The organism is Chryseobacterium sp. UYP7, from assembly GCF_056279225.1.
Genome location: NZ_JBWBQW010000002.1, coordinates 436206 through 460875, shown reverse-complemented (window position 1 = coordinate 460875; position 24670 = coordinate 436206). Strand labels below are relative to the sequence as shown.

Below are 24670 nucleotides of genomic sequence, written 5' to 3'. Positions count from 1 at the left end.
AATGATAAGAGGTTAAAAAACGCCAAAAACGGAGAAGTTATTAGCGTGAATTTTAAATTGAATAAGTAAATTTATCCGCCAATATATTTATTTACGATTTCTTCAAACAAACCGATATCGAAAGGCTTCGCTAGAAAATCATCAGCTCCGGCTTCTTCAGCCAATTGACTGATATTGCTGTTGGCTGAAAAATAAATCACGGGAATATTTTTTAATTCATCGTTGGCTTTGATCAATCTGGTCGCTTCAATTCCACTAATATCGGGCAACCAATTGTCCATGAAAATAAGATTGGGAAAAAATTCTTGAACCTGTTCTTCAATACTGTTAGTCGTTGGCGACGTTTTTACCTCGCATCCCAAATCTTCTAAAATTTCCGTACACAATTCCAAAATTTCGAGATTGTCATCGAAAATAAATACTTTTTTACTTTCTTTTAAAGTTTTGTTTTCAATCATTTTGATAATTGGTTTATATAATTAGCCATTTCTTCCGGATTTAAAACGGAATCAATTTTTGCATTTTTCAAGGCATATTCGGGCATAAATGGAGTGACCGCTGACTCGGGATTTTGAACAATGGTATATCCTCCATTTTCATGTACTTTTTGCAAACCTTCCGAACCGTCGCTATTGGCACCAGATAAAAGGATGCAGACTAGATTTTGTCCAAAAATTTCAGCGGCACTTTTGAAAGTAACATCAATGGAAGGACGTGAAAAATTTATTTTTTCGGAAGCATCCAGAGAAAAGGTTTTATTTTTTTCGATGAGCAAGTGATAACTTGGTGGCGCGATGTAAATAATTCCTGGAGTTAATTGTTCTTTCTCTTCGATTTCTTTGACGATCATTTTTGTTTTGGTACTCAACAGATCAGTTAACATACTTTCTTTCCCGGGTTTGCGGTGGAGCACAATGACAACAGGAAAGATAAGCAAAGAATTGAGGTCCGGCAATACTTTTAAAAGTACATCCAGACTACCTGCAGATCCGCCGATGATCAATGCTTCACACTTTTCCATTTATTGAGTTTTACGCCAGATTTTTCCGGTTGATTGTCTTTCGAAATTCTTGGAAACGGTGGAGAAATCTAAAGTTTCTTTCGTTCCTAAAGCGAGATAACCGAATTTTTCTAAACTGTTATCAAAGAGTTCGAAAACTTTTGTTTGTAAGGGTCTGTCAAAATAGATCAAAACATTTCGACACATGATCAGTTGGAATTCGTTAAAAGAATTATCGGAAACCAAATTGTGGGTCGAAAATATAATATTCCTTTTCAGGTCATCATTCAGTTTCGCAAGAGAATAATTTGCGGTGTAATAATCTGAAAACTGTTCACTGCCGCCGGCTTCGATATAATTTTCGGTGTACAGTTTCATTTTACTCATTGGAATCATGGCCTGAGATGCGTTTTCTAAAACGGTCGGATTAATATCGGTTGCATAAATTAAGGATTTGTGCAGAAGATTGAGTTCTTTCAAAAAAATCGCAACGGAATAAGCTTCTTCACCGGTACTGCAACCAGCGATCCAGATTCGGATGAAAGGATAAGTTCCAAGTCGAGGTAGAATATCATTTCTTAAGGTTTTATAAAATTCAGGATCGCGGAACATTTCGGTCACATTAATGGTAATTTGTTCCATAAACCGTTTAAAATAACCGGAATCTGTTCTGATCTTATATCTAAATTCTGCAAAACTTACAAAACCATCCAACTCATATAGGCGAACCATTCTGCGTTTCAGCGAAGCGCGGGAATATCCGGTAAAGTCATAACCATAAACTTCCAGAACATCTGAAAGAAGGATTTCGATAAATTGATCGCTGTTTTCGGGTGAGTTCAATTTTAGTCGATTAAGAGGTTGAGCAATTTTACCAGTTCATTTACATCAACAGGTTTTGAAATATAACCATCGGCACCTGCTTCGATACACTTTTCGCGGTCACCTGTCATTGCCTGTGCTGTAATTGCAATCACGGGAATATTTTTTAAATCATCGTGACTTTTCATTTTTGCAATGGCTTCGTAACCGTCCATTTCGGGCATCATCATATCCATTAACACCACGCCAATGTTTTTATTTGAAGCAAGCATTTTTAATCCGTCACCTGCGTTCAAGGCGGAAACACACTGGTATTTTTTTGCTTTTAAAACAGCACTCAAGGCAAATATATTTCTGCTGTCATCATCAATAATGAGGACTTCTTTTTCGTTTTTCATCATCTAAAATTAAATCTTGTCGTATAACCAAACTCTTAGTAAAGACACCATTTGATCAATATCTACAGGTTTTGAGATATAATCGGAAGCGCCGACAGCGATGCATTTTTCCCGGTCACCCATCATTGCTTTTGACGTCACCGCCAAGACGGGAAGGTTTTTAAACTGAGGAATCGCTCTGATCTCGCGAATGGATTCATAGCCATCCATTTCAGGCATCATCATATCCATTAAAACAACATCGATCGATTTATTTTCTTTTAAAATTTTAAGGGCTTCTTTTCCATCCATGGCGGGAATTACTTTCATTCCCTGAATTTCTAAGGCTTTGGTGAGAGAGAAAATATTTCTCACATCGTCATCTGCGATCAAAACCGTTTTGTCTTTCAGAATATTTCTTAACTCGCCTAAATTTTCAAAATTAGAGATCTTTTCCTTATTTTTCTTATTTTTTTCTTCCACCAAATGAAGAAATAATCCGGCTTCATCTAAAATGCGCTGGTAAGAAAAAGCGGTTTTTACTACGATCGAATCTGCATATTTTTTGATGCGGTTTTCCTCGCCTTGAGAAAGACTTTTACCGGTGAATACAATGATCGGAAGTTGTTCTAAACCTTTCTTTTGCTTGATGGTTTCAAGCGTTTCATAAGCATTTCGATCCGGCACTCCCATGTCCAGAATGACACAATCAATTTCCTGATTTTGAAGCGCATCAATACTTTCCGCAACATTATTTACAATGTCAGTATTGATATTATTTGTGCCTAAAAAGTAACTTAAAGCTTTCGCATGCTGCTTATTTTCTTCTACGATCAAAACTTTCTTTGGGCCTTTCGAGAGGGCGTTTTCCAGTTTTTTGAAAATTTCTGCCATTTGATCTAAAGCAAAAGGTTTGTTGATGAAATCCACCGCACCACGCAATAAACTTTCCTGTTTAAATTTCATGGAAGACATGATGTGAACCGGAATTGGTTTGGTTTCTGGATTTGATTTCAATGCTTCCATTACTTGCCAACCGTCCATTATTGGAAGTTGAATGTCGAGTAAAATTGCGACAGGTTTGAAATGCAGTGCCATTTCGATACCGACGTCACCACGAACCGCGGTGATCACTTTATAATTTTTACTTCTGGAAAAATCGCGCAGAATTTTCGCAAAAGGCGTATCATCTTCAATAATCAAAATGACTTTATCACCTTCTAAAATATTTTCGCGGTCATCTTCGATTGTTTGTGGAATTTTATCAGAAATAAATCGCACTGGTTGCTTCTCCGCTTCGATTATCGGATAAATCGGTTTTTCTTCCAGTCTTTTTAAAGGTTGGTCTTGATCCACCTTCGAATAAATTATAGGTACTATCAAAGTGAATTCACTTCCCACACCTTCTGTACTTTTCAGATCGATTTCTCCACCGAGTAAACGTGCGAGTTCACGGCTGATTGAAAGTCCTAATCCTGTACCACCGTATTTTCTTTGGGTGGTTCCATCGGCTTGTTGAAAGGCTTCGAATACCATTCTCAATTTGTCTTTGGCGATACCAATTCCCGTGTCGGTTACTTTGAAAATTACGTTCTCTTTTGCGTTATCATTAGAGATGTTGAGCGTAATGCTTCCTTCCGATGTAAATTTAATCGCATTAGAAAGAAGATTTTTAAGGATCTGTTCCAGGCGAAGTTTATCCGTATTTATTAGTGTTGAAGTTTCGGGCTCAATCTCTAAATTTAAATCGATGTTTTTTTGTTTCGCCATTGGGTTAAACAACATTCGCATATCAGCAGTAATATCTTCAATTGGAACATCATCAATTTCTAAAGTCATTTTCCCGGATTCAATTTTCGACAGATCCAGAATTTCATCGATAAGCGTTAATAATCCTTGTCCGGAACTTTGCATTACTTCGCCATATTCTACGTATTGTTCATCGAGATCTTCGCTTTCAGTCATTAATTTGGAGAGCAGTAAAATTGAATTTAAAGGAGTTCGCAGTTCGTGCGACATGTTGGCTAAAAATTCAGATTTGTATTTGGTACTCTGTTCCAGTTCAATTGATTTTTGTTGAATACTGATGTAGTGTTCTTCGATCAAAGCATTTTTTTCTTCCAGTAAACTTGTTCCCTCTTCTAACTCCTGATTGCTTTGCAGCAACTCTTCCTGCTGAACGCGAAGTTCTTCTTCGGAGGCGAGTAATTTCTGTGATTGTGCTTCTAATTCAGCGTTAATGTTTTCAAGCTCCGAGTGCTGTGTTTGCAATTCTTCTGATTGTGCCTGTGTTTCTTCAAGAAGTTCCTGCATCTTCACGCGACTTTGAACACCATAAAAAGCCAGTCCAATATTGCCGGCGACGGATTGAAGAAATTTAAGATGCTGCGAACTGTAATCGTGCGTCGCACCTAATTCGATAACGCCCATTGCAGTACCATTTCTGGTTATCGGGATTGCTAAAATATTTTTTGGTTTCGTATTTCCAGTTGCATAACTGATCGTGGAATCAATGTCGATTATGTTTTCTACTAAAATTTGTCTGGAAGACCGGAAAGCTTCTCCCGCAATTCCTTCCCCGATGGCAAGTGTTTTTTTTGCTTTGCCTTCAGCAATCGCATAACTTCCAACGATATGAAGTTGGTTATCATCTTCCTGTAGATAGATCGCGGCGACTTGGCTATCTGTAATTTCGGTAATGCTGTTTAGTAGATCTGATGCCAAAGTATCCATGCTTTTTTCTCCTAACGTGCGGTCGTTTAAATGCGCAACAGAGGAACTTAACCATTCTTTTTCTTCCAGTAAATTGAAGGAATTTTGAAGGGATTCTGCCATGTGATTCAATGGTGCAGCTACGCTTCCAAGACTGTCTTTTGCATTTTGATCCAGGAGAATATTATAATCACCGTCGGAAATTTGCTCAGCGACGCTTTCAATTGCTACAAGTCGGTCTGCAGTTTCTTTATTTTTCAGTTCCAGTTCATTGGTCAGGTCATTTTTTTCATTGAAATCGCGAGAAACTTTTCGGAAAAAAACAAGTGTGATGGTGATGGCAAGAAGTGCTGAAAGAATAATTAATAACGGCGTGTACGAAGCGAACTTCTCCATCATTTCCGTACGGGATTGCAGGATCTTTTTTTCCTCGTTTTGCATCGCAGAAACAGTAATACGAATATCATCCATATACTTTTTACCATTTAATAAAGATGCTGATGTTACTACATTATTTCCTTTTTTATAATTTAAATTTTCATCTAATATCTGCAGTCGTGTTTTAATACTGGTCTTCAATTTCTCGAAATTTCTACTCTGCACATTGGTGTTGCTGATCTCGGCAGATAAATTACTAATGCCACCTGCAATTTTCTGCTTTGCATTGGTATAAGGTCCCAAAAAGATCTGATCACCCGTTAGCAGATATCCTCTTTGGCCCGTTTCGGCATCTTTCACTAAAGATAAAACATTGTCGAGATCTTTAATAATCGAATTGCTCTTTCGCACCATCTGAGAATTATTGATCAGATTGGTAATGCTGAGGTAAGATGCTAAAGAACTTATAAATAAAAGGATCAGTGAAAATCCGAGTCCATAAAGTAAATTTCTTTTAAAAGTCATAATGTTAATTATTAATTTCTACCTTTTCAGGATGTAGTGGTAAATTGAAATAAAAGGTGGAACCTTCGCCAAGTTTGCTGGTAACGCCAATTTTTCCTTGATGACGATCGATAATTTCCTGACAGATGTATAATCCGATTCCCAAACCCTGAAAACGCTCTGAGGTTTCTTCGATACGGTAAAATTTCTCGAAGATCTTTTGCTCATGTTCCGCCGACATTCCAATACCGAAATCCCGAACCGAAAAATGAATTTCATCGCCTTTTAATTCTGAACTGATATGAATCTCTTCACCATCGGGTGCATATTTTACTGCATTGGTGATAAAGTTCGTGATGACTTGCTCCAAACGCATTTCGTCGCCGTAAATTTCACCTTTAACTAGACCTTTCTTTACAATTTTAACTTGAGGATTATTTTGCTGAAGAACTTCGAGAATATGCTCTAGCAGATCATTAAAAGAAAAATATTTGCTGTTCAACTTTAGTTTTCCACCTTCAATCTTCGAAATATCCAGAAGGTCGGCAATCAATAAATTTAATTTTTCTACTTGATTCTGAACTTTATGAAGTCGCGTTCGTACCGTTGCAATGTCGTTTTTATCAAGACTTCTTTCTAATAACTGAATGTAACCTTTTATACTCGTCATCGGAGTTTTAAGTTCATGACTTGCGATACTAATGAATTCATCTTTTTTCTTTTCAGCTTCTTTCCGGAATTCTATTTCTGCTCTTAACGCGATCTGCATCTCATTTAAGGCACGACTTTGCTCGTAAATTCGATAGAAAGTTTTCACTTTCAGAAGAAGAATATTCATGTCAACGGGTTTGCTGATATAGTCTAAACCTCCGGAAGAATAACCTCGCGCGATGAGGTTTACATTGGCACTTGCGGCGGAAAGAAAAATAATTGCCGTTTCTTTTGCTTTGCTGTAACCCGAAATAACTTCTGCGACTTCAAAACCATCCATTCCAGGCATTTGAACATCGAGGATGATCAAAACATAAGATTTCCGAAGTATTTTTTTTAAAGCCTCTTCGCCCGAAGAAGCGGTGTCAACCTCGAAATCATTTTTCTCTAATACTTTTTTTAGAGAAATAATGTTTTCTGGAGAATCATCAACGATTAAGATCATTTTTCAAAACTGAATTAAGTTTAACAACAAAAGATTTCAAAGATAATACTTTTGAGGTTTTTCGCAATAATAAAGAAGTGGTGGAAGAATCGCAGATGACGGTTTAAATATTGATCAAAAAATCTCACAGAAAAACGAGTGGAACAGATCTCAAAAACATTTCGTATTTTAGAATTGATGTCTTGTAAAAATTCTAAATTACTTCCCCAAAAGTTAAAAGATTATGATCCGGATCGAGTAAAGAGAATTCTTTTTGTCCCCAAACTTTTTTTTCTAAAGCGCCGTTGGGATGAATTTCTGTTTCATTTTCCATCAAAGATTGATAAAATTCTTCGATGGCATTGGTTCTGATGTAAACCTGTCCGTAATTTTGTATCGGCTCGAGATCTTTGAACAGGAAGAAATGAATTTCGATTTTATCCTTGGCAAGGATCAAATAGTGAGGATAGTCGGCCACAAGCACGAAATTCAGTTTTTGTAGATAAAAATTTTTCGTGAGCTCTTTATTTCTCATCGGTAATTTTGGACTCACTGAAGTAAGCATGATATAAAGATTTATGAAATTCAGTATTAAATGTACAGAAAACTTTTCTGAATAAAAATATTTATCTTTGAGATCCTAATCAATATATAACATTATGAAACGACCGCTTTTTATTTTCTTTCTGCTTTTTTCTCTATTTTCTTTTTCTCAGGTTGAGGAACAGAAACTGGATCAACTCATTCAAAACACTTTAAAAACTTTTGATGTTCCCGGTATTTCTGTGGGAGTAGTAAAGGACGGAAAAGTAATTTATTCCAAAGGTTTTGGTGTAAGGTCACTAACGACGAATCAAAAAATGACCGATGAAACTTTGGTCGGAATTGCTTCGAACTCCAAAGGTTTTACGGCGACGGCTTTAGCAATGTTGGCGGATGAAGGAAAATTGAACTTTGACGATAAAGTTTCGAAATATATTCCTGAATTTCAAATGAATGATGCTTATGTTTCGAAAGAAATTACGATAAAAGATTTGATCACACACAGAGCCGGACTTGGTTTAGGACAAGGTGATCTGATGTTTTTTCCGGAAGGTGGAAACCTTTCCGTTAATGATATTGTTCATAATGTTAGATATTTAAAACCCGATCACTCTTTCCGCACGACTTTAGAGTATAACAATATTATGTTCATCGTTGCAGGTGAAATAATTCACAGAGTTTCGGGATTAAGCTGGGCTGATTTTATTGAACAGCGCATCTTAAAACCTGTCGGAATGACCTCTAGCTTCGGAAGTTACAAACATGCAAAAGCAGCTAATGTTTCTAATATTATCGATGCTCACGCGCCGGTTGACGGGAAAGCGATCGCCGTTCCTCACGACTGGAATGAAACTGCAAACGCTGCAGGTGGAATCATCAGTAACATCAAAGATATGTCGACTTGGGCAGAATTTCTGATGAATGGTTTTACGACGAAAGATGGTAAAAAATTGGTAACCGATAAACAGATCCAACAACTTTGGAATTTACAGATCTCAACACCGGTTGCACTGAAAAATCCATACGATTCTAATTTTGGAGGTTATGGTTTAGGCTGGTTTTTAACCGATGTTAAAGGTCACAAACAAGTTTATCATACTGGTGGATTGATCGGAACCGTAACGCAGTTTACACTAATTCCGGACATGAAATTGGGAATTATCGTTTTAACCAACCAACAAAGTGGAGCAGCCTTCAGCGCTATTACGAATACGATCAAAGATTCTTATTTAGGGATGCCACAAAAAGACTGGCTTAAAACTTATGGTGATCGAATGACGAAAGTAAATGCAGATTACGATAAGGAGAAAAAAGAAATTTTTGCGAAATCAGACGTCTTTAAAAAAGATAAAAACGCTCAAATTAAAGCGGAACAAATTGTCGGAACCTACAACGATCCCTGGTTTGGAGAAGTAACGATTTCGAAAGAAGGAAACACTTTCCGTATTATGTGTAAAAATTCTCCGAGATTAAAAGGCGAATTATTGCCTTATTCGGCAAACGTGATGATCGCAAAATGGGACGACAGAAGTTACGATGCCGATGCCTTCGTGAATTTTAATTTAGATGAAAATGGAAAAGCACAGGGAATGAAATTAAAAGCCATTTCTGATGTGACTGATTTCAGTTTTGATTTTGGAGATCTGAATTTAGAGCGGAAGAATTAATTCAGTGTGAATAAAATTAGTAAGCCTCACCAAATTTGATTTGATGAGGCTTTTTTTTATTTAATATATCCTTTTGTCATTCTTACGAAGGAAGAATCTCGCAATTAAAGAGATGTTTAATTCCAATATATTTCATTCAGTATGACATTACTATTTTTCAGGTTTGAAATTAAACTTAAATCTTCTTTGGTTCATAAAAGAAAATTAATTTTTTCTTTGCATTTTCAAAGTCCGACCAGGAATCACAATCGATTTCAAAACCTGCAACGCCACAAGTTGGGAACATAAATAGATCTTCCGACATGGAATTGGCGAAATTGGAGATTCCGTTGTTGTGAGAAAACATGGCAACAGCATTCAAATCATCACTCAAATCAAAGATAACAGATTCAAAATTTTTTTCAGAAGCATTATACAATTTTCGATCTGTTTCGATTTTTAGGTCGTAAACCTTGTTGAAGATTTCACACGTACTCAATGCCCGAAGCGCCGGACTCGAGACAAATTTATCGATTTCGATATTCTTTTCCTTTAAAAAATGACCCATTTTTTCCGCATCCAGAAAGCCTTTTTCAGCTAGCGGCCGGTCGAAATCATCGGTGTCTTCGGGCCAATCACTTTTGGCGTGGCGAACAAGAATTAGTGTTTTCATGAACCTTAGTTTTTTGAGAAATTAAAATTATAAATAATTTTCAAATGATTGGCAAAAAAAGTGCACTCCGGGTAAAAATTCGTTAAGTAAATTTTCTTAAATTTGCAGACTATGGGACAAATCCTTGCCGTTGATTACGGAAAAGCGCGTTGTGGCATTGCAGCAACCGATGATTTTCAAATTATTGCGAGCGGTTTGCCTACAGTGGAAACCAAAAATATTTTCGACTTCTTTAAGAAATACCTCAATGAAAATGCTGTAGATGCTTTAGTTGTAGGTCTTCCGACAGATTTGAAAGGAAATTTAAATGAAGTAGAAGTTCATATTTTGAAATTTCTCGAAAAATTTAAAACTGAATTTCCGAGTGTTGAAATTCACCGTTTTGATGAACGTTTTACGTCAAAAATGGCATCTTTCTTTATTTCGCAGAGTGGAAAAAGTAAGAAAAAACGGGAGGAAAAAAGTTTGATTGATAAAGTAAGTGCAACCATTATATTGCAGAATTTTTTAGAACAGAAACAGAAATGATATTACCGATACGTGCATTTGGAGATGCAGTTTTAAGAAAACACTGTCATGAAATTGACAAAAATTATCCCGGATTAAAGGAATTGGTAGCGAATATGTTCGAAACCATGGAGTCTGCTCACGGCATTGGTCTGGCAGCACCACAAGTTGGATTAGACATTCGGCTTTTTATTGTCGACCTTTCGCCACTTTCAGAAGATGAAGATTACGAAGATATCGCTGAAGAACTGAAGGATTTCAGAAAAGTGATCATCAATGCAAAAATTTTAGAAGAGTCTGGTGAAGAATGGAAATTCAACGAAGGTTGCCTCTCGATTCCCGATGTTCGCGAAGATGTAAAACGTCAGGAAACAATCGTTATCGAATATTATGACGAAAACTTCGTTAAACATAGCGACACGTTTTCCGATATGCGAGCCAGAGTTATTCAGCATGAATATGATCACATTGAAGGAATTTTGTTCACCGATCACCTGAGTTCATTAAAGAAAAAGCTGGTCAAAGGAAAACTCGTAAAAATTTCTCAGGGCGAGGTTGCTGTGAATTATAAAATGAGATTTCCGAAATAAGAATAGTAAAAGTAATACCTAAATAATTAACAAAAAAATTAAACATATGCAGTTAGAAAAAATAATTTCGATCTCTGGAAAACCGGGTCTTTTTAAATTAATTTCGCAGTTGAAAAACGGTTTCATTATCGAAGATGTCATCACCAAAAAGAAAGTGAGCATCGGCAACACTTCACAAGTAAGTTTGCTCGATAATATCGCCATGTTTACTTTTGACAAAGAAGTTCCTTTGTTCGAAGTTTTCGAAAATGTAGCAAAAAATAAAGATTATAAAGAAGCAATTTCTCATAAATCAACAGATGCAGAACTGAGAGATTTTATGAAGGAATCTTTGCCGGATTACGATAGCGAAAGAGTTTATGTTTCGGATATTAAGAAATTAGCGCAATGGTATAATATTCTGAATAAAGCAGGATATATTACGCCAGACAGTTTTGTGAAAACAGAAGAAACTGCAGAAGCTTCTGAAGACAAAGCAGCACTAACAGACAAAATAGAAACTAAAAAAACAACTGCAAAAGCTGATAAAACAGCTACACCTAAAGTAAAGGCTGCAACTTCTTCGGCGAAATCAGCACCGAAAAGTACGCACAGAAAAATGGGATAGATTCCTCTTGTTAAAAATATTACTTTGTCAAAGTTTAAACCTTTGACAAAGTTTTTTGTTTAAAGCCACCACTTTTTTGCAAGCAAAACCATTTAATATAGTTAATAGTTAAACCATTAAGTTTATTTAAAGATTTAGAAAAATTAAGAAATTTGCGGGCAAATTTAAGCGCAATGCTTACCAAATATTTATATTTTTTTTAATTACTTTAATCATTTCAGCTAGTTAATATTTAAACCATTAAGTTTATTTAGAGATTTAGATAGGTTAAGAAATTTGCGAGCAAATTTAAGCGCAGTGCTTAACAAATATTTATATTTTTCTTAATTGAACTTAATCATTTCATGACCTTAATGTTTAAAGTTAATTAAGAGTTAAGTCTATCATCTTTATTTTATTACCTTTTTTTCAAAATTAAATCGCTCTTAAATTATGAATTCCAGACAAGAACAACTCGACGCTTTCGGAAGATTACTTGATATCATGGATGATTTGCGGGAAAAATGTCCGTGGGATCAAAAACAGACTTTGCAAACTTTGCGGCATTTAACTTTGGAGGAAGTTTATGAACTTTCTGACGCGTTGCTCAACGAAGATCTACAGGAGATTAAAAAAGAACTTGGCGATGTTTTACTGCATTTGGTTTTTTATGCGAAAATTGGGTCGGAAAAAGGTAGTTTTGATATTGCTGATGTTATTAATTCTTTAAATGAAAAATTAATTTTCCGGCATCCTCATATTTATGGTGATGTTGAGGTGAAAGATGAAGAAGAAGTAAAGCAGAACTGGGAGAAACTAAAATTAAAAGAGGGAAATAAATCAGTGCTTTCCGGGGTTACAAAAGGAACTCCGAGTTTATTAAAAGCGTATCGAATTCAAGACAAAGTAAAAGGAATCGGTTTTGAATTCGCAAATGCTGAAGATGCCTGGAAAAAAGTAGACGAAGAATTAGCCGAGTTTCACGCAGAAACCGATCTATATAAAAAAGAGCAGGAATTGGGTGACGTGTTTTTCTCCCTCGTGAACTACGCGAGAATTTCAGGCATAAATCCCGACACGGCTTTAGAAAGAACCAACAATAAATTCATTACCAGATTTCAAAAAATTGAAAATCTCGCTTTAGATAAAAATTTAAATTTGGCAGATTTATCTTTAGAGAAAATGGATGAACTTTGGGAAGAAGCCAAGAAAAACGAATAAACCTCCGAATTTCTTCGAAGGTTTGATTTTATAATTTTTTTATATGGGCAGCTTTTTCCGTCTGAATTTATCCTGAGCTTGTCGAAGGGCTCCCTCCCGATTTCACATCGGGATCCGTTCAAGCCGGCTGCAACAATTCCTTGTTTTAAAATTTCTTTTAATTAATTAAAATATTGGTGATAATCCTCCATCGATTCCTTCAATTCACCCACGATTTTATTTGCGTCTTCTCTGTTATCTGCTTTTTGCAATTTTTCGATTTTTTTCATGTGTGGCGCTAACCAAAAGTGTAAATTATCATGCGGAACTCCTGTCATGGTGCAGCTTTTTACCAGCTTTTCATTCGTTGCATTCAGGTTTGTCGCCAACATTTTGTAATCACCATTTTCTGGTTTGTAACTGTTGAGCTGAGTTTCTGTTTCGGTGATAAAAGGTTTCATTTCGTTATTCACCGGCCATTTTTCACCTTTATTTAATTCCAGTTTTCCGGATTCATCATGATCTTCAGATTTTTCATGATCTTCAGTTGCATTCTCTTCAGCAGCGTTTTGTTCTGTTTTTGCCATATTGTTATTTTCGTCGGTTACGGTTTCTTGTTTTTTCTCACAGGAAACTGCGATTGCCAATCCTAAGATTGCTGATAAAATTAATTTTTTCATTTTTTTAAAATTTTAATAGTTGTAAAAAGAAATAGTGCGGTGACGATAATTCGGAAAGCCATTGCTCCGATTGTTTTTGTTTCATGCAGTTCACCATTATTGATGTGAATAAATAAGCCTATATAAGCGATTACCAGAATCACGAGCGAAATGATGAGAGGAACTTTTGCCCAGTATTGATTTCGTAAAATTCCGAACGCTGCAATTAAATAAAGAATTCCACAAATCAAGTTTGCCCAAACAACGAGCGGTACGAAATTCCCTTCTTTGGCTCTGATTCCAAACCAATCAAAAAGAACAGAACTGCTCATAAAAAGCGTTACTGCTCCGAAGAGAATGAGAACGATAAGAAGTATTATTTTTTTCATTTTGATAGTATTTAAATTTACGACTTTTATATTTAAGTTCTAATTATCAGAGACTTCGACAAGTTCAATCTGACCCAATTTCTTGCTAATAATTTTTTTCGGCATTGTCACTCTGAGCCTGTCGAAGAGCTTTTAATAAACCCATTTTGTAAGGCTTAATGTTCTTAATTCCTTCACTGACCTCAATGGTTGAATTTTCATTTTTCTAATTCGTTTTTCTATACCTCAAAACCGCCCAACTAATCACCACAAATCCTAATCCGGTAATAAATCCAAAGTGTGGTAAAAGATCTTTAAAACCGCTGTTTTTCAACATAATCAAACGAACTCCATCCACACCAAAAGTTACTGGATTTACGTAAGCGATGTATTTTGCCCAATCTGTCATACTTTCGGTTGGTGTGAAAAGTCCGCTCATCAAAATTAAGATCATCATAAAGAAGAATACCATAAACATCGCTTGCTGTTGGGTTTCGCTATAAACTGAAGCCAAAAGTCCCATTCCTAAAATGGTGACGAGATAAACTGAAATAAAACCGTAGAGTAAAAGAAAACTTCCCTGCATCTGGATTTTGTAAACGAAAATAGTAACCAATAGTCCTATAGTAAAAGCTACCATCGATAAGATCCAAAAGGGAATGAGTTTTCCTAAAATAAAATCTCTTTTCTTAATTGGCGAGACGTTGATCTGTTCGATGGTGCCGATTTCTTTTTCCTGAACGATATTTAAAGCTGCCAAATAACCGCTGATCAAAGTCACCAAAAAAGCCAGAATTCCCGGAACCAATGAAAGTCGGTAATTGTAATTCTTATTAAACCAAAACGTGGGGACAATTTCTAAGCCTGAAATTTTCTTGGCCGATTCTAATTCTGGAGACATTTCTAACTGAACTTGCTGATTGTAATTCTGTAAAATTTGACCAAGATAACTCGCGGAAAGTCCGGCTTTTGTTCCGTTGATGGCATTGATGGCGACCAAAACTTTTTCATTATTTTCCCGCACAAGATCTTTTTCAAAATTATTAGGGATTTCCAGAATCAGATCGGCTTTATCCTTTTCAATTTCCTGATAAGCGGTGTTGTAGTTTTCGCCGTATTCTACTATTTTGAAATACCCGGAAGCAGTGATTTTTCGAATGAGTTCGCGGGATTGTGTTGATTTGTCATGATCGACGACTGCGATTTTGATGTCTTTTATTTCATAGTTTGCTGCTAAAGGAAGAATGACCAATTGAATAACTGGCATCACGAATATAATCGCCAATATCGATTTGTTCCTGAATATTTGCAGGAATTCTTTTTTGATCAAAATGGAGAGTGTTCGGAACATTTTTTTCAGTTTAAAAGTTTTTCACGCGAAGAGCGGAAAGACTTTAATTTATTTTAAACGCAAAGTGCGCAAAGTTTTCTTTTTTAATTTTAATCTGACTTTTTATTTTATCTACAATCTGCAGCCCGACTTGAACGGCTCCCGATATAAAATCGGGAGGGAACGGAAGGTCTCGTCTTTCAGGACGAGATCTGCCCAAATAAAAATTATAATTTGTCATTCTAATCTGATTTTAAATTTTTTCACTGCGATGATGAACAGCACCGTCATCATTCCGAAAAGGATGAGAACGTGCTTCCAGACGACTTCTAAGCCGGTTCCTTTGATCATAATATTTTTTACGATTTCGTAATACCATTTTGCGGGGATGAGGTTTCCGACCATTTGTAAGGGAATCGGCATATTCTCGACGGGAAACATAAAACCGCTTAACATGAGCGTTGGAAGCATGGTTCCTACAAGGGAAATGAGCATTGCGGTTTGTTGCGTGTCGGTGAGAATTGAGATGACAATGCCGATCAAAAGATTCGTGATGATGAAAATAATGCTGATCCCGAAGAGTAAAAAGCGGTTTCCTTTGATGGGTAAATCGAGAACGGTGACGCTCAAAATGAGGATGGAAACTAAAATGATCATCGATAAAATGAAGTACGGAATTGCTTTGGCTAAGATGATAATGTAAGGTTTCATGGGCGAAACGAGCAAGATTTCCATGGTCCCGGATTCTTTTTCTCGAACGATTGCGATGGCGGTCATTAAAACGCAAATAATTAAAAGGATGAATGCCATGACGCCGGGAACGAAATTCGGAGCGCCCTTCAGCTGCGGATTGTAGAGCATTCTGATTTCGGGTTGAACGCCGGATGTTGGCGTAAATGTTTGTTGTCCGTAAAAATCCATAATAATATTCGACATGAAATTATAGATCTGATTCGCCAGATTAAGGTCGGTTCCATCGGTGATTAATTGGAGTTGTGCTTTTTTTCCACTGATGATATTTTGGGAAAACTGTGCTGGAATGACGAGAATTATTTTTATTTTTCCGCCTTTGAAAGCGTCTTCAGCTTCGTCGATCGATTTCAAATTTTTGTCAACTTCGAAATATTGATTGGCATTAATTTTCGAAATCAGTTCAATGGAATTCTGTGATTTATCTTGATCCAAAACACCAATCTTTGTATTTTTAACTTCAGTGCTTAAGGCAAAACCGAAGAGCAGAATCTGTACAACCGGCATCCCGAAAAGAACCAACAAAGTTCTCTTGTCACGCAAAACGTGCCAAAATTCTTTTTTTACAAAAGTGATAAGCTGCTTCATTTCTTTTATAATAGATGAGTGATCATCGATCGTTGCTTGTATTCTTAAGGAATTTACTTTTTTACCGCAAAAGTTTCCAAAAGCTTTCTTATTATTAAGCCGTTCAAAAGTTTGCAAAATGTTTGAAAGAAGTAAGCTTTATTTTTTGCAATCTTTTGAAATACTTCTATTTCACATTTTTCTTTTGATTCTTTTGCGGTTTAAATAGTAGGTGATTTCATTCGTCATCTTTCCTCTAATCAGAGCGTTTTGCTCCACGTGCTAATTCATAAAAAACCTCGTCCATATTTTTAGCATTGAATTTTTTTTTCAAATTTGTCGGCGTATCCAAAGCTGCAATTTTTCCATCGACCATTATGGAAACGCGGTCGCAATATTCGGCTTCATCCATATAATGCGTCGTCACAAAAATCGTAATTCCACGGTCAGAAGCTTCGTAAATCATATTCCAAAATTGTCGGCGCGTTACAGGATCGACTCCGCCAGTTGGTTCATCTAAGAATACGATTTCGGGTTCGTGGAAAATGGCAACTGAGAAAGCCAGTTTCTGTTTCCAGCCTAAAGGAAGTTCCGAAACCAATTTGTTCTTTTCATTTTCCAGACCGAGTTCTTTGAGCAATGATTCTCCTTTAATTTTCAATTCTTTTCTTGGGATTCCGTAAATTCCACCGAAGAAATTCAGGTTTTCTTTCACGCTTAAATTGTTGTACAAAGAAAATTTCTGACTCATATAACCGATGTTTTTTTTGATCTTTTCGGTTTCTTTATAAACATCAAATCCTGCAACAGTTGCGGTTCCGGAAGTTGGAATTGAAAGTCCGCTCAACATTCTCATCGCCGTTGTTTTTCCGGCTCCATTTGCGCCAAGGAAACCGAAAATTTCTCCTTTTCTCACTTCAAAACTGATGTGATCAACCGCAATAAAATTTCCAAAACTTTTGGTGATGTTTTCTGCTTTAATGGCGATATTTTGATTTTTTGAATTCATTATTTCTGATTGAACTTATTTCTTCTTCAATTCGGACGGTTAAACACATCAGTCACAGAAGTTAGGTCCTGTAACGGTAACTATTTAGCTCACATTAGTTTAAAAAAAATCTTTCATTTTCAGCTGCTTTTGTGAACTCTTATTAAGCATGTTTTCACTGAACTTATGTGACTTATGTGTTTAAAAATTTATAGCTGTTTCTATGTATGAGATAATAAACGGATAAAACTGTCTTCAATACTGGCTTTTATTGGATTGATTTCTATATTTTCAAATCCTTCTTTTTTTAAATATTCTACGACTTTCTGCTCTGAAAAACTTTCATTTTTATCAATGGTTAAATGCACAAATTCTCCATAAGCATAAACATTCTTCTTTTGGTCAAACTTTTCTAAAGCTTTTAAAACGCTCGAAGTTTTACCTGCTTTTACTTCAAAAATATAATCTGGATAAGAATTGCTGATATTTTCCGGCGTGTCAATCGATAGAATTTTTCCGTTTTGCATTAAAGCGATTCGGTCGCACAAAGCGGCTTCATCCATGTAAGGAGTTGCGACGACCATTGTGATTCCCTGCATTTTTAATCTTTGCAACATTTCCCAAAATTCTTTTCGAGAAACGGGATCGACTCCGGTTGTAGGTTCATCTAAAAATAAAACTTTTGGTTTGTGAATTAAAGCACAACACAAAGCGAGTTTCTGTTTCATTCCGCCCGATAATTTTCCGGCGCGTCGATCTTTAAAAGGTTCAATTTGAATATAAATATCTTTGATCAAATCGTAGTTTTCTGCAATGGTGGTATTAAAAACGCTCGCAAAAAATTCTAGATTTTCTTCAATGGTTAAATCCTGATAAAGCGAAAATTTTCCCGGCATATATCCTAAAATCTTTCGGATTGCTTTATAATCTTTTACCATTTCCAAATTTCCAATGGAAGCAGAACCTGAATCGGGGAGAAGAACCGTTGTCAACATGCGGAAAATAGAAGTTTTTCCAGCGCCATCCGGACCAATCAAACCAAAGATTTCACCATGATCGACCTCGAAACTCACGTCGTCAACCGCAAGGACTTTTTCTTTGTCTTTGCCGTAAGTTTTGGTGAGATTTTGTACGATGATAGATTTCATTTTGGTGTTGGATGTTTGGTGTTTGATGATGGATGTTTACTATTGAACCTCAAAGTATTTTTACCGTAAAAGAGGCAAAAGTTGAATGCGTATTTTAGTTAATCAAAAGAACGTCAAAGTTTACGCTTAAAAATTTATCCTATTGTAAACTTTACTTTTCTCCTAAATCTTTTGTCTCTTTTGTGGTTTAAAAAATTAAAATTTCACATCACCGTACATTCCGATTTTGAGATAGCCATCATTTTTCACATGGATTTTTACCGCGTAAACTAAATTGGCTCTTTCATTTTTGGTTTGAATAGTTTTCGGGGTAAACTCTGCTTTTGAACTGATCCAATAAATAGTTCCCGGAAGTTGTTTGGTTTTTCCTTCACCTGCATCGATGAGAACGGTAACTTTTTGTCCGATTTTTATTTGGGGCAATTGATCTCCTGTAACAAATGATTTTAAAGTCATCAAATCTAAATTTGCCATTTTGAAAATGGGTTTTCCTACAATTGCAAATTCTGCTTGATTTAAGTATTTTGTTAAAACCATTCCTGAAATTGGACTTTCTATGGTGTTGTTTTTTAACTGTTCATCGATTTGCGCTACCTTTTTTTCAGTCGGTTTTCTTTCACTTAAAATTGCGCGATTTTGTATGGAAACATTTTCTTCGGTCGTAGAAATCTGTTGTTGTAAAATATTTAACTGACTTTGAGCTGCAGAAATTTGTTTCTGAATCACTTTGATTTGTCCGTTTGCATCATCGAGTTGTTTTTTTGTGGCAGCATCTTTCGCAACCAAATTCGCAGTTCTGTTTCTTTCCCGCACTGCATTTTGAAGTTGTTCCTGAAGAACGCCAACATTAGCAGATTGTCCCGAAATCTGGGATTGCAAAACCTGAATTTGAGGTAAGGCAGAATTTGTTTTTTGATCTATCGCGTCGATGCTTGCGACGACTTGATCTTTTTGTAGTTCGAAACTTTTAGGATCAATTTCTCCAACTTTTTCATTCAGTTTTAAAGTTTGACCTTCTTCTACATTTAGATTCAGAATCGTTCCATTTGCTTTTGCAGTAACCAAAATTTCATCGGCTTCAAAAGTTCCGGAAGCATCGTAAGAATTTTCTGAATTTTTGCAGGAAGCGAGAGAAAATATGACTGCAAATAAAATATATTTTTTCATCGAATGTTTTTTTTTGTTAAAACCTTTTTATTTAATACTCAAATACTCAAATACTCAAGAACTCAATTACTGATTCAGTTGCGCTTTAAGATTATATTGTGTTAAAAGATATTGTATTTCGTGGGTGATTTTTTGGTTTTTTGCGCGATCCATTTCGTTCACTTCGCGGAGATAATCACTCGTCGTTATAACGCCGTTTTCTAATTGTGCTAAAGATGCTTTCTTAATGCTTTCTCGTAAAATAACAAGCTCATCATCTTTGTCAATCAATTGCTGGATTTTTTCCAGGTCATTATTATTTTGGATGGTTTGAAACTGCTGATTAAACAAGAAGTTTTCTTTCTGAACGTCAATTTCCTGTTGTTGAGTTTCAACTAAAGCCAAATCATTTTTCTTGGTATAAAATCCAGAAATTGGAATGTTCAAACGCAAACCGCCGATATAAAAAACATCGAATTCATTTTTCAACATATTGAAACCAGGTTTTCCGTAACCACCTTGAAAAAAAGCGCCTAATTTTGGTAGATTTTTGGAATTGATGTTTGCTTTTTGTTGGTCTAAACCGAGTTTTTGTAAATCGAAAAGTTTCAGTTCAGCGCGTTTGTTTTCGTCTTGAATTAGAATTTTTTCTGGTTTTAAAAGTATCGTGTTTTCGTCTAAATTTTTTTGAATGAAAAGAGAAAGCATTTGTAAGAAACTTTTATTCATGGACTGAAGTTCCAGTTGTTTCTGATCTAGATTGACGATTTGTGCTTTCAGAACATCCACATTACTTCGGAAAATCACACCGTTTTCTAATTGTGCTTCTGCTTTTTTTAGTCCGCTGGATAAATCAGATTTTGTCAATTCCGTTTGTTGAAGTTGTTCATCTGTTTGAAGAATTCCGAAATAAATTTGATTAATTCTCATTTCCAGTTGATCGGTTTCGACTTCGGTTTTTTGCAGTTCAATTTCAGAATTAATGTTTGCTATTTTCTTCTGATTGGCAATCATTCCACCGTCATAAATATTCTGCTGAACATCTGCATAGACTTTATATTGATCTTGACTTACCGGATCGATGTTGAGATTAGGAAGTTTGAACGGAATTTGTGTGACATCATTTTGATAAGTTGCCTGTCCAATAATCTGGATTTGTGGAAGCCAACCTTTTGCTGCGTTCTGAAGATTGTATTCTTTGGTTTTCGCAATTAAATCGTGACGTTTGATGAGCGGATAATTCTGTTTCGCCAAACCGTAACATTCTTCTAAAGTCAATGTTTGTGAATTAACAGAGAAGAAGAGGAGGGGGAATAAGTATTTTAAAATTTTCATTGCCGTAATAATTTTAATTATTCAACATCATTTTTATCCAAATAGGAACAAAGGTTTTTCTTTCCTCAACGAATTTTTGAAATTCATCTTCATTTTTTAAATCAAATGATTTCAATATCTGTTTCATTACAAATGGAAAGGCGGTCATGCTGAGAAAGTTTAGAAGGAAATGGAAAGGATCTACATTCGGTTTTCGTTCTTGAATCTGTTGTATAAGAATTGAATTATTCAATACTTTTTCAAAGGGCAGAATTGACTTTATATCTGAAGTTTTTTTCTGAATCTCACTTAAAATAAAAATAGGAAGGTTTGGATTTTTGGAAAGTATTTCGAAATATTTCACACTTGCCAAATCGATTTTTTCTTCTAAACTTATTTTTTCATTCGTAACGATGGGAATAATCTGTCCGAAAAGTAAAATGATCTTTACTTTCATGACTTGTTCAAACAATTTTTCTTTTGTTCGAAAATAATAATTGAGAAGCGCCAAATTAATTCCGGCTTCTTCTGCAATGTCGCGTGTTCGCGCGCCGGAGAATCCTTTTTCAGTGAAAACCTTTGAGGCGGCAACCAGTATTTTATCTTCGGTAGAAAATTCTTCTGCTTTCATATCTTTAATTCTTTAGTAAAGTTACCATTAATTTTCTGATTTAAACAAATGAATTAATCAAATGATTAAATATTTGTCGTAAAAAAACGCAAATCCGAGGAATTGCGTTTTAAAATATTTTTAAAGTATAATTTACAAACCAAATTGTTTAGCAAACAGATCGGGGAAAACTCCTAAAGCAACTATCGCAACAATAATAAAAACTGCGATAATGTTATAAGTTAACGTTACTTTTTCAGATGTTTTGAAACTGCTTTCTTTCGGAAAGAACATGACCATGATCAATCTTAAATAATAAGCGATCGATATTGCTGAACCTAACACTGCAACTACTACTAGAAAAGGAGTTGTTTTAATTGCCTGTGCAAAGATTCCGAATTTTCCCATGAAACCTGCGGTTAAAGGAATTCCAGCCATTGAAAGCATCGATAAAGCGGCAACTACAGCCAAAATTGGTTCCGAATGCGCTAAACCTTTGAAAGCATCGTACGAAGTTTCTCGTTTTAATTTTTCAACCCAGATCAGACACATCATTACTCCGATCGTTGCAAGGGAATATGCGAATAAATAGAAAGCTAAGTTGTAAGCGGACAGATTATTCATACCGAAGAATATCAATGCTAAATAACCAACGTGTGATACAGATGAATAAGCTAACATTCTTTTCGCATTGCTTTGCGCTAATCCCATTACGTTTGCGAGGAAGAGGGTGATGATAATTAAAACACCGACGATATTGATCCATTCTCCTGTAATTCCCAAAAATCCAATACTCATCATTTTAAAGAATGCGAAAAATGCCGCGATCTTAACGACTGACATCATAAAAGCGGTGATCAATGAGGGCGAACCCTGATAAACATCGGGACTCCACATATGGAAGGGGGCCAGAGAAACTTTGAAAGCCAAAGCGACCAACATTAAAACTGCACCCATCGAAAACATTAAGTTTTTCGGGTTTGTCAAAGAAAACTGGTGAATTTGGTAAAGATCGAAACTGCTTGCACTGCCATAAATTAAAGCGATCCCAAACAAAAGGAAACCTGTTGCAAATGCACCCATTAAGAAATATTTGATCGAAGCTTCGTTGGAACGCAGATCGGTTTTATTACTTCCGGCTAAAACATACAGTGGAATGGATAGAATTTCGATCCCTAAAAATAATGTTACCAAGTTTTGAAAGCCGAAAAGCACGATACCGCCACATAACGACATTAACATTAAGGCATATAATTCGGATTGATGGCTTCGGTGATTGCTAAATGCAAATCCTCCCAAAAAGAAAATCAATAGGGTGATCACAATTGAGATCTTAGTGAATAAAGCAGCATTCGGTCCGAATTCGAACATGCTTTTGTACTGACTAAAGAAAGCCAGCTCCGGCAAAAAACTCACATAAAATGCGATGATGAGTCCCAAAATACCGATATATCTTGAATATTTTCCCTTTTCGAAAACACCGGCAAACAATGCGGCAACTGCGGTAAGGAATATGATGATTAAAACGCCCATTTATTTCTAGATTTTAGATTTTAGATTTTGGATTTCAGATTTTCATCTTTCCTCCTCATCTTGTAATCATTTAATTTTTATTATTTATTATTTCATCATCGAAGTGAAAATAAACTTCAGTGAACTGTCGACCATGTCGATAATCGGTTGTGGAAAAATTCCTAAAAGAATAACAAAAACTGCTAAACTCGCCAAGACCGAAAATTCTACAGGCGATAAATCACTTGAGGAAGCTAAAACTCTTTCGTCTCCCGGACCGAACATTGCTTTCCCGTAAAATCTGAAAAGATAAACAGAAGAGAAGATCATCGTTGTTCCCGCGATCACGGCTGCAAAAATGCTATAGTCGAAGATTGATTTTATCAAAATAAATTCTCCAACAAAACCGTTCGTTAAAGGAAGTGCGATGGATCCTAATAAAATAACCATGAAAAGAACAGCAAACTTCGGAGCAACTTTTGCCAGGCCGCCCATTTTTCGCATATCTCTGGTTTTAAATCTTTTGTACAAAATATCAGCACAATAAAATAATCCGACAACGTTGATCCCGTGTGCAAAAGTTTGAACTAAAGCTCCCTGACCACCTTCGATCGTTAATGTTCCCTGCATCGTAAGAATTGCAGAAGCCATAATACCGGCCGTCATTAAACCAACGTGCGAAAGAGAGGAATATGCGATCAGTCGTTTGGAATCATTTTGAATGATGGCGATTAAAGCGCCGTGAACAACTCCTATAATTGCGAGTGCCAAAACTATTTTCCCCGAAACTCCTAAGATCGGTTCCGGCGTAATTGGTAACAACCATCTTAATAATCCGAAGATCGCCATTTTCAACATAATTCCAGAGAGTAACATTGATCCCTGCGTTGGAGAATAAGTATAGGTATCAGGTTGCCAGGAATGGAATGGAAAAATAGGTAACTTTACCGCAAAGGCAAAGAATATAAACCAGAATACAACCGTCTGTTGCGAGGTGCTTAAATCTGCATTATACAGATCAGTCAATGCAAATGAAGCTGAATTCGTATAAACGTAGATCAATCCGATCAACATAAATAAAGAACCTACAAAAGTATAGACGAAGAATTTCGTAGTGAAATGAATTTTTTTATTTTCCTGTCCCCAGATTCCGGCGATCAACCAAATAGGAATCAAAGTGACTTCCCAGAAAATGTAAAATAACAAGCCATCAAGCGAAGTAAAAACGCCTATCAAACCAAACTGCATCAACAGAATTAATCCGTAGAACGAATTTTTGTAACCTGGTTTTTCATTGAAGGAAGAGAGAATGATGAGTGGCGTTAAAATGTTAGTTAGCAACAATAACAGCATGCTCATTCCATCGATCCCGAAATGCAGATTACTTTTGATAAAGTTGGACCAGGGATAATTGATCTCGTATTGCAAAACTCCGTCAACGGTAGGTTTGAAATCGAAACTCGACAGCATATAAAACGTGAGAAACATTTGTGCAAATGCAATTCCCAGAGCTAAATACTTACTTGCGGGATTTTTCCACGCGAACACCAATGCAGAACCTACGAGAGGTAATAGTAATAATGTTAATAATAGATACGACATTTA

The 24670-nt window shown here is 35.9% G+C and carries 24 protein-coding genes; 5 read left to right on the top strand and 19 right to left on the bottom strand.

Features of this window, described 5'->3' with window-relative positions; genetic code table 11:
• Positions 1-71: 71 nt before the first annotated feature.
• From ACZ9HT_RS06410 to ACZ9HT_RS06380, 7 genes are all read right to left on the bottom strand, one after another.
• Positions 72-458, bottom strand: coding sequence for a response regulator (locus ACZ9HT_RS06410; protein WP_476039634.1), 387 nt, complete (start codon positions 456-458; stop codon positions 72-74).
• Positions 455-1021 carry a chemotaxis protein CheB gene (locus ACZ9HT_RS06405; RefSeq protein ID WP_476039633.1) on the bottom strand — a complete coding sequence of 189 codons (567 nt, stop codon included), beginning with the start codon at positions 1019-1021 and terminating at the stop codon, positions 455-457. The genes ACZ9HT_RS06410 and ACZ9HT_RS06405 overlap by 4 nt, the downstream gene beginning before the upstream one ends.
• Positions 1022-1843 (bottom strand): CheR family methyltransferase, encoded by an 822-nt coding sequence (locus ACZ9HT_RS06400; RefSeq protein WP_476039632.1) that lies wholly within the window; start codon positions 1841-1843, stop codon positions 1022-1024. It abuts the gene before it with no gap.
• Between the two features lie 2 nt (positions 1844-1845).
• On the bottom strand, positions 1846-2220 hold the full coding sequence (locus tag ACZ9HT_RS06395; RefSeq protein ID WP_476039631.1) for a response regulator: 375 nt from the start codon (positions 2218-2220) through the stop codon (positions 1846-1848).
• A gap of 9 nt (positions 2221-2229) precedes the next feature.
• The gene (locus tag ACZ9HT_RS06390; RefSeq protein WP_476039630.1) at positions 2230-5814 is read right to left on the bottom strand and encodes a response regulator; all 3585 of its coding nucleotides are present in this window, start codon (positions 5812-5814) and stop codon (positions 2230-2232) included.
• Positions 5815-5818: 4 nt separating this feature from the next.
• Positions 5819-6949, bottom strand: a complete 1131-nt coding sequence (locus ACZ9HT_RS06385) for an ATP-binding response regulator (protein ID WP_476039629.1) — start codon at positions 6947-6949, stop codon at positions 5819-5821.
• 193 nt (positions 6950-7142) lie between these two features.
• Complete coding sequence (locus ACZ9HT_RS06380) at positions 7143-7493, bottom strand: bleomycin resistance protein (RefSeq protein ID WP_476039628.1); 351 nt, start codon at positions 7491-7493, stop codon at positions 7143-7145.
• A gap of 94 nt (positions 7494-7587) precedes the next feature.
• On the opposite strand from ACZ9HT_RS06380, the gene ACZ9HT_RS06375 reads away from it, so the two are divergent.
• Entirely contained in the window at positions 7588-9138 is a 1551-nt protein-coding gene (locus tag ACZ9HT_RS06375) for a serine hydrolase (RefSeq protein ID WP_476039627.1), read from the top strand.
• Between the two features lie 175 nt (positions 9139-9313).
• On the opposite strand, the gene ACZ9HT_RS06370 is transcribed toward ACZ9HT_RS06375, so the two are convergent.
• On the bottom strand, positions 9314-9790 hold the full coding sequence (locus ACZ9HT_RS06370; protein WP_476039626.1) for a SixA phosphatase family protein: 477 nt from the start codon (positions 9788-9790) through the stop codon (positions 9314-9316).
• Positions 9791-9901: 111 nt separating this feature from the next.
• Here ACZ9HT_RS06370 and ruvX point away from each other — a divergent pair, with 111 nt between their 5' ends.
• The 4 genes from ruvX (at position 9902) to mazG (ending at position 12694) form a co-directional block, all read left to right on the top strand.
• The gene (gene ruvX / locus ACZ9HT_RS06365) at positions 9902-10318 is read left to right on the top strand and encodes a Holliday junction resolvase RuvX (protein WP_476039625.1); all 417 of its coding nucleotides are present in this window, start codon (positions 9902-9904) and stop codon (positions 10316-10318) included.
• Positions 10315-10887, top strand: a complete 573-nt coding sequence (def, locus tag ACZ9HT_RS06360; RefSeq protein ID WP_476039624.1) for a peptide deformylase — start codon at positions 10315-10317, stop codon at positions 10885-10887. The genes ruvX and def overlap by 4 nt, the downstream gene beginning before the upstream one ends.
• 46 nt (positions 10888-10933) lie before the next feature.
• Positions 10934-11494, top strand: coding sequence for a DUF5606 family protein (locus ACZ9HT_RS06355; RefSeq protein ID WP_476039623.1), 561 nt, complete (start codon positions 10934-10936; stop codon positions 11492-11494).
• 432 nt (positions 11495-11926) lie between these two features.
• Positions 11927-12694, top strand: a complete 768-nt coding sequence (gene mazG / locus ACZ9HT_RS06350) for a nucleoside triphosphate pyrophosphohydrolase (protein WP_476039622.1) — start codon at positions 11927-11929, stop codon at positions 12692-12694.
• 161 nt (positions 12695-12855) lie between these two features.
• Here mazG and ACZ9HT_RS06345 read toward each other — a convergent pair whose 3' ends face one another.
• From ACZ9HT_RS06345 to ACZ9HT_RS06295, 11 genes are all read right to left on the bottom strand, one after another.
• Positions 12856-13353 (bottom strand): hypothetical protein, encoded by a 498-nt coding sequence (locus tag ACZ9HT_RS06345; RefSeq protein ID WP_476039621.1) that lies wholly within the window; start codon positions 13351-13353, stop codon positions 12856-12858.
• Positions 13350-13721: a hypothetical protein gene (locus ACZ9HT_RS06340; RefSeq protein WP_476039620.1), complete on the bottom strand. Its 372-nt coding sequence runs from the start codon at positions 13719-13721 to the stop codon at positions 13350-13352. The genes ACZ9HT_RS06345 and ACZ9HT_RS06340 overlap by 4 nt, the downstream gene beginning before the upstream one ends.
• 205 nt (positions 13722-13926) lie before the next feature.
• Positions 13927-15051 (bottom strand): ABC transporter permease, encoded by a 1125-nt coding sequence (locus ACZ9HT_RS06335; RefSeq protein WP_476039619.1) that lies wholly within the window; start codon positions 15049-15051, stop codon positions 13927-13929.
• Positions 15052-15267: 216 nt separating this feature from the next.
• Complete coding sequence (locus tag ACZ9HT_RS06330; protein ID WP_476039618.1) at positions 15268-16368, bottom strand: ABC transporter permease; 1101 nt, start codon at positions 16366-16368, stop codon at positions 15268-15270.
• Positions 16369-16603: 235 nt separating this feature from the next.
• Entirely contained in the window at positions 16604-17356 is a 753-nt protein-coding gene (locus tag ACZ9HT_RS06325) for an ABC transporter ATP-binding protein (RefSeq protein WP_476039617.1), read from the bottom strand.
• A gap of 200 nt (positions 17357-17556) precedes the next feature.
• Positions 17557-18483, bottom strand: a complete 927-nt coding sequence (locus tag ACZ9HT_RS06320; RefSeq protein WP_476039616.1) for an ABC transporter ATP-binding protein — start codon at positions 18481-18483, stop codon at positions 17557-17559.
• 195 nt (positions 18484-18678) lie between these two features.
• Entirely contained in the window at positions 18679-19650 is a 972-nt protein-coding gene (locus ACZ9HT_RS06315) for an HlyD family secretion protein (protein WP_476039615.1), read from the bottom strand.
• A 66-nt stretch (positions 19651-19716) separates the two neighbouring features.
• The gene (locus ACZ9HT_RS06310; RefSeq protein ID WP_476039614.1) at positions 19717-20964 is read right to left on the bottom strand and encodes a TolC family protein; all 1248 of its coding nucleotides are present in this window, start codon (positions 20962-20964) and stop codon (positions 19717-19719) included.
• A gap of 13 nt (positions 20965-20977) precedes the next feature.
• Positions 20978-21574, bottom strand: coding sequence for a TetR/AcrR family transcriptional regulator (locus ACZ9HT_RS06305; protein ID WP_476039613.1), 597 nt, complete (start codon positions 21572-21574; stop codon positions 20978-20980).
• A gap of 132 nt (positions 21575-21706) precedes the next feature.
• Positions 21707-23086 carry an NADH-quinone oxidoreductase subunit N gene (locus ACZ9HT_RS06300; protein ID WP_476039612.1) on the bottom strand — a complete coding sequence of 460 codons (1380 nt, stop codon included), beginning with the start codon at positions 23084-23086 and terminating at the stop codon, positions 21707-21709.
• 87 nt (positions 23087-23173) lie between these two features.
• Entirely contained in the window at positions 23174-24667 is a 1494-nt protein-coding gene (locus tag ACZ9HT_RS06295) for a complex I subunit 4 family protein (RefSeq protein WP_476039611.1), read from the bottom strand.
• Positions 24668-24670: the final 3 nt, after the last annotated feature.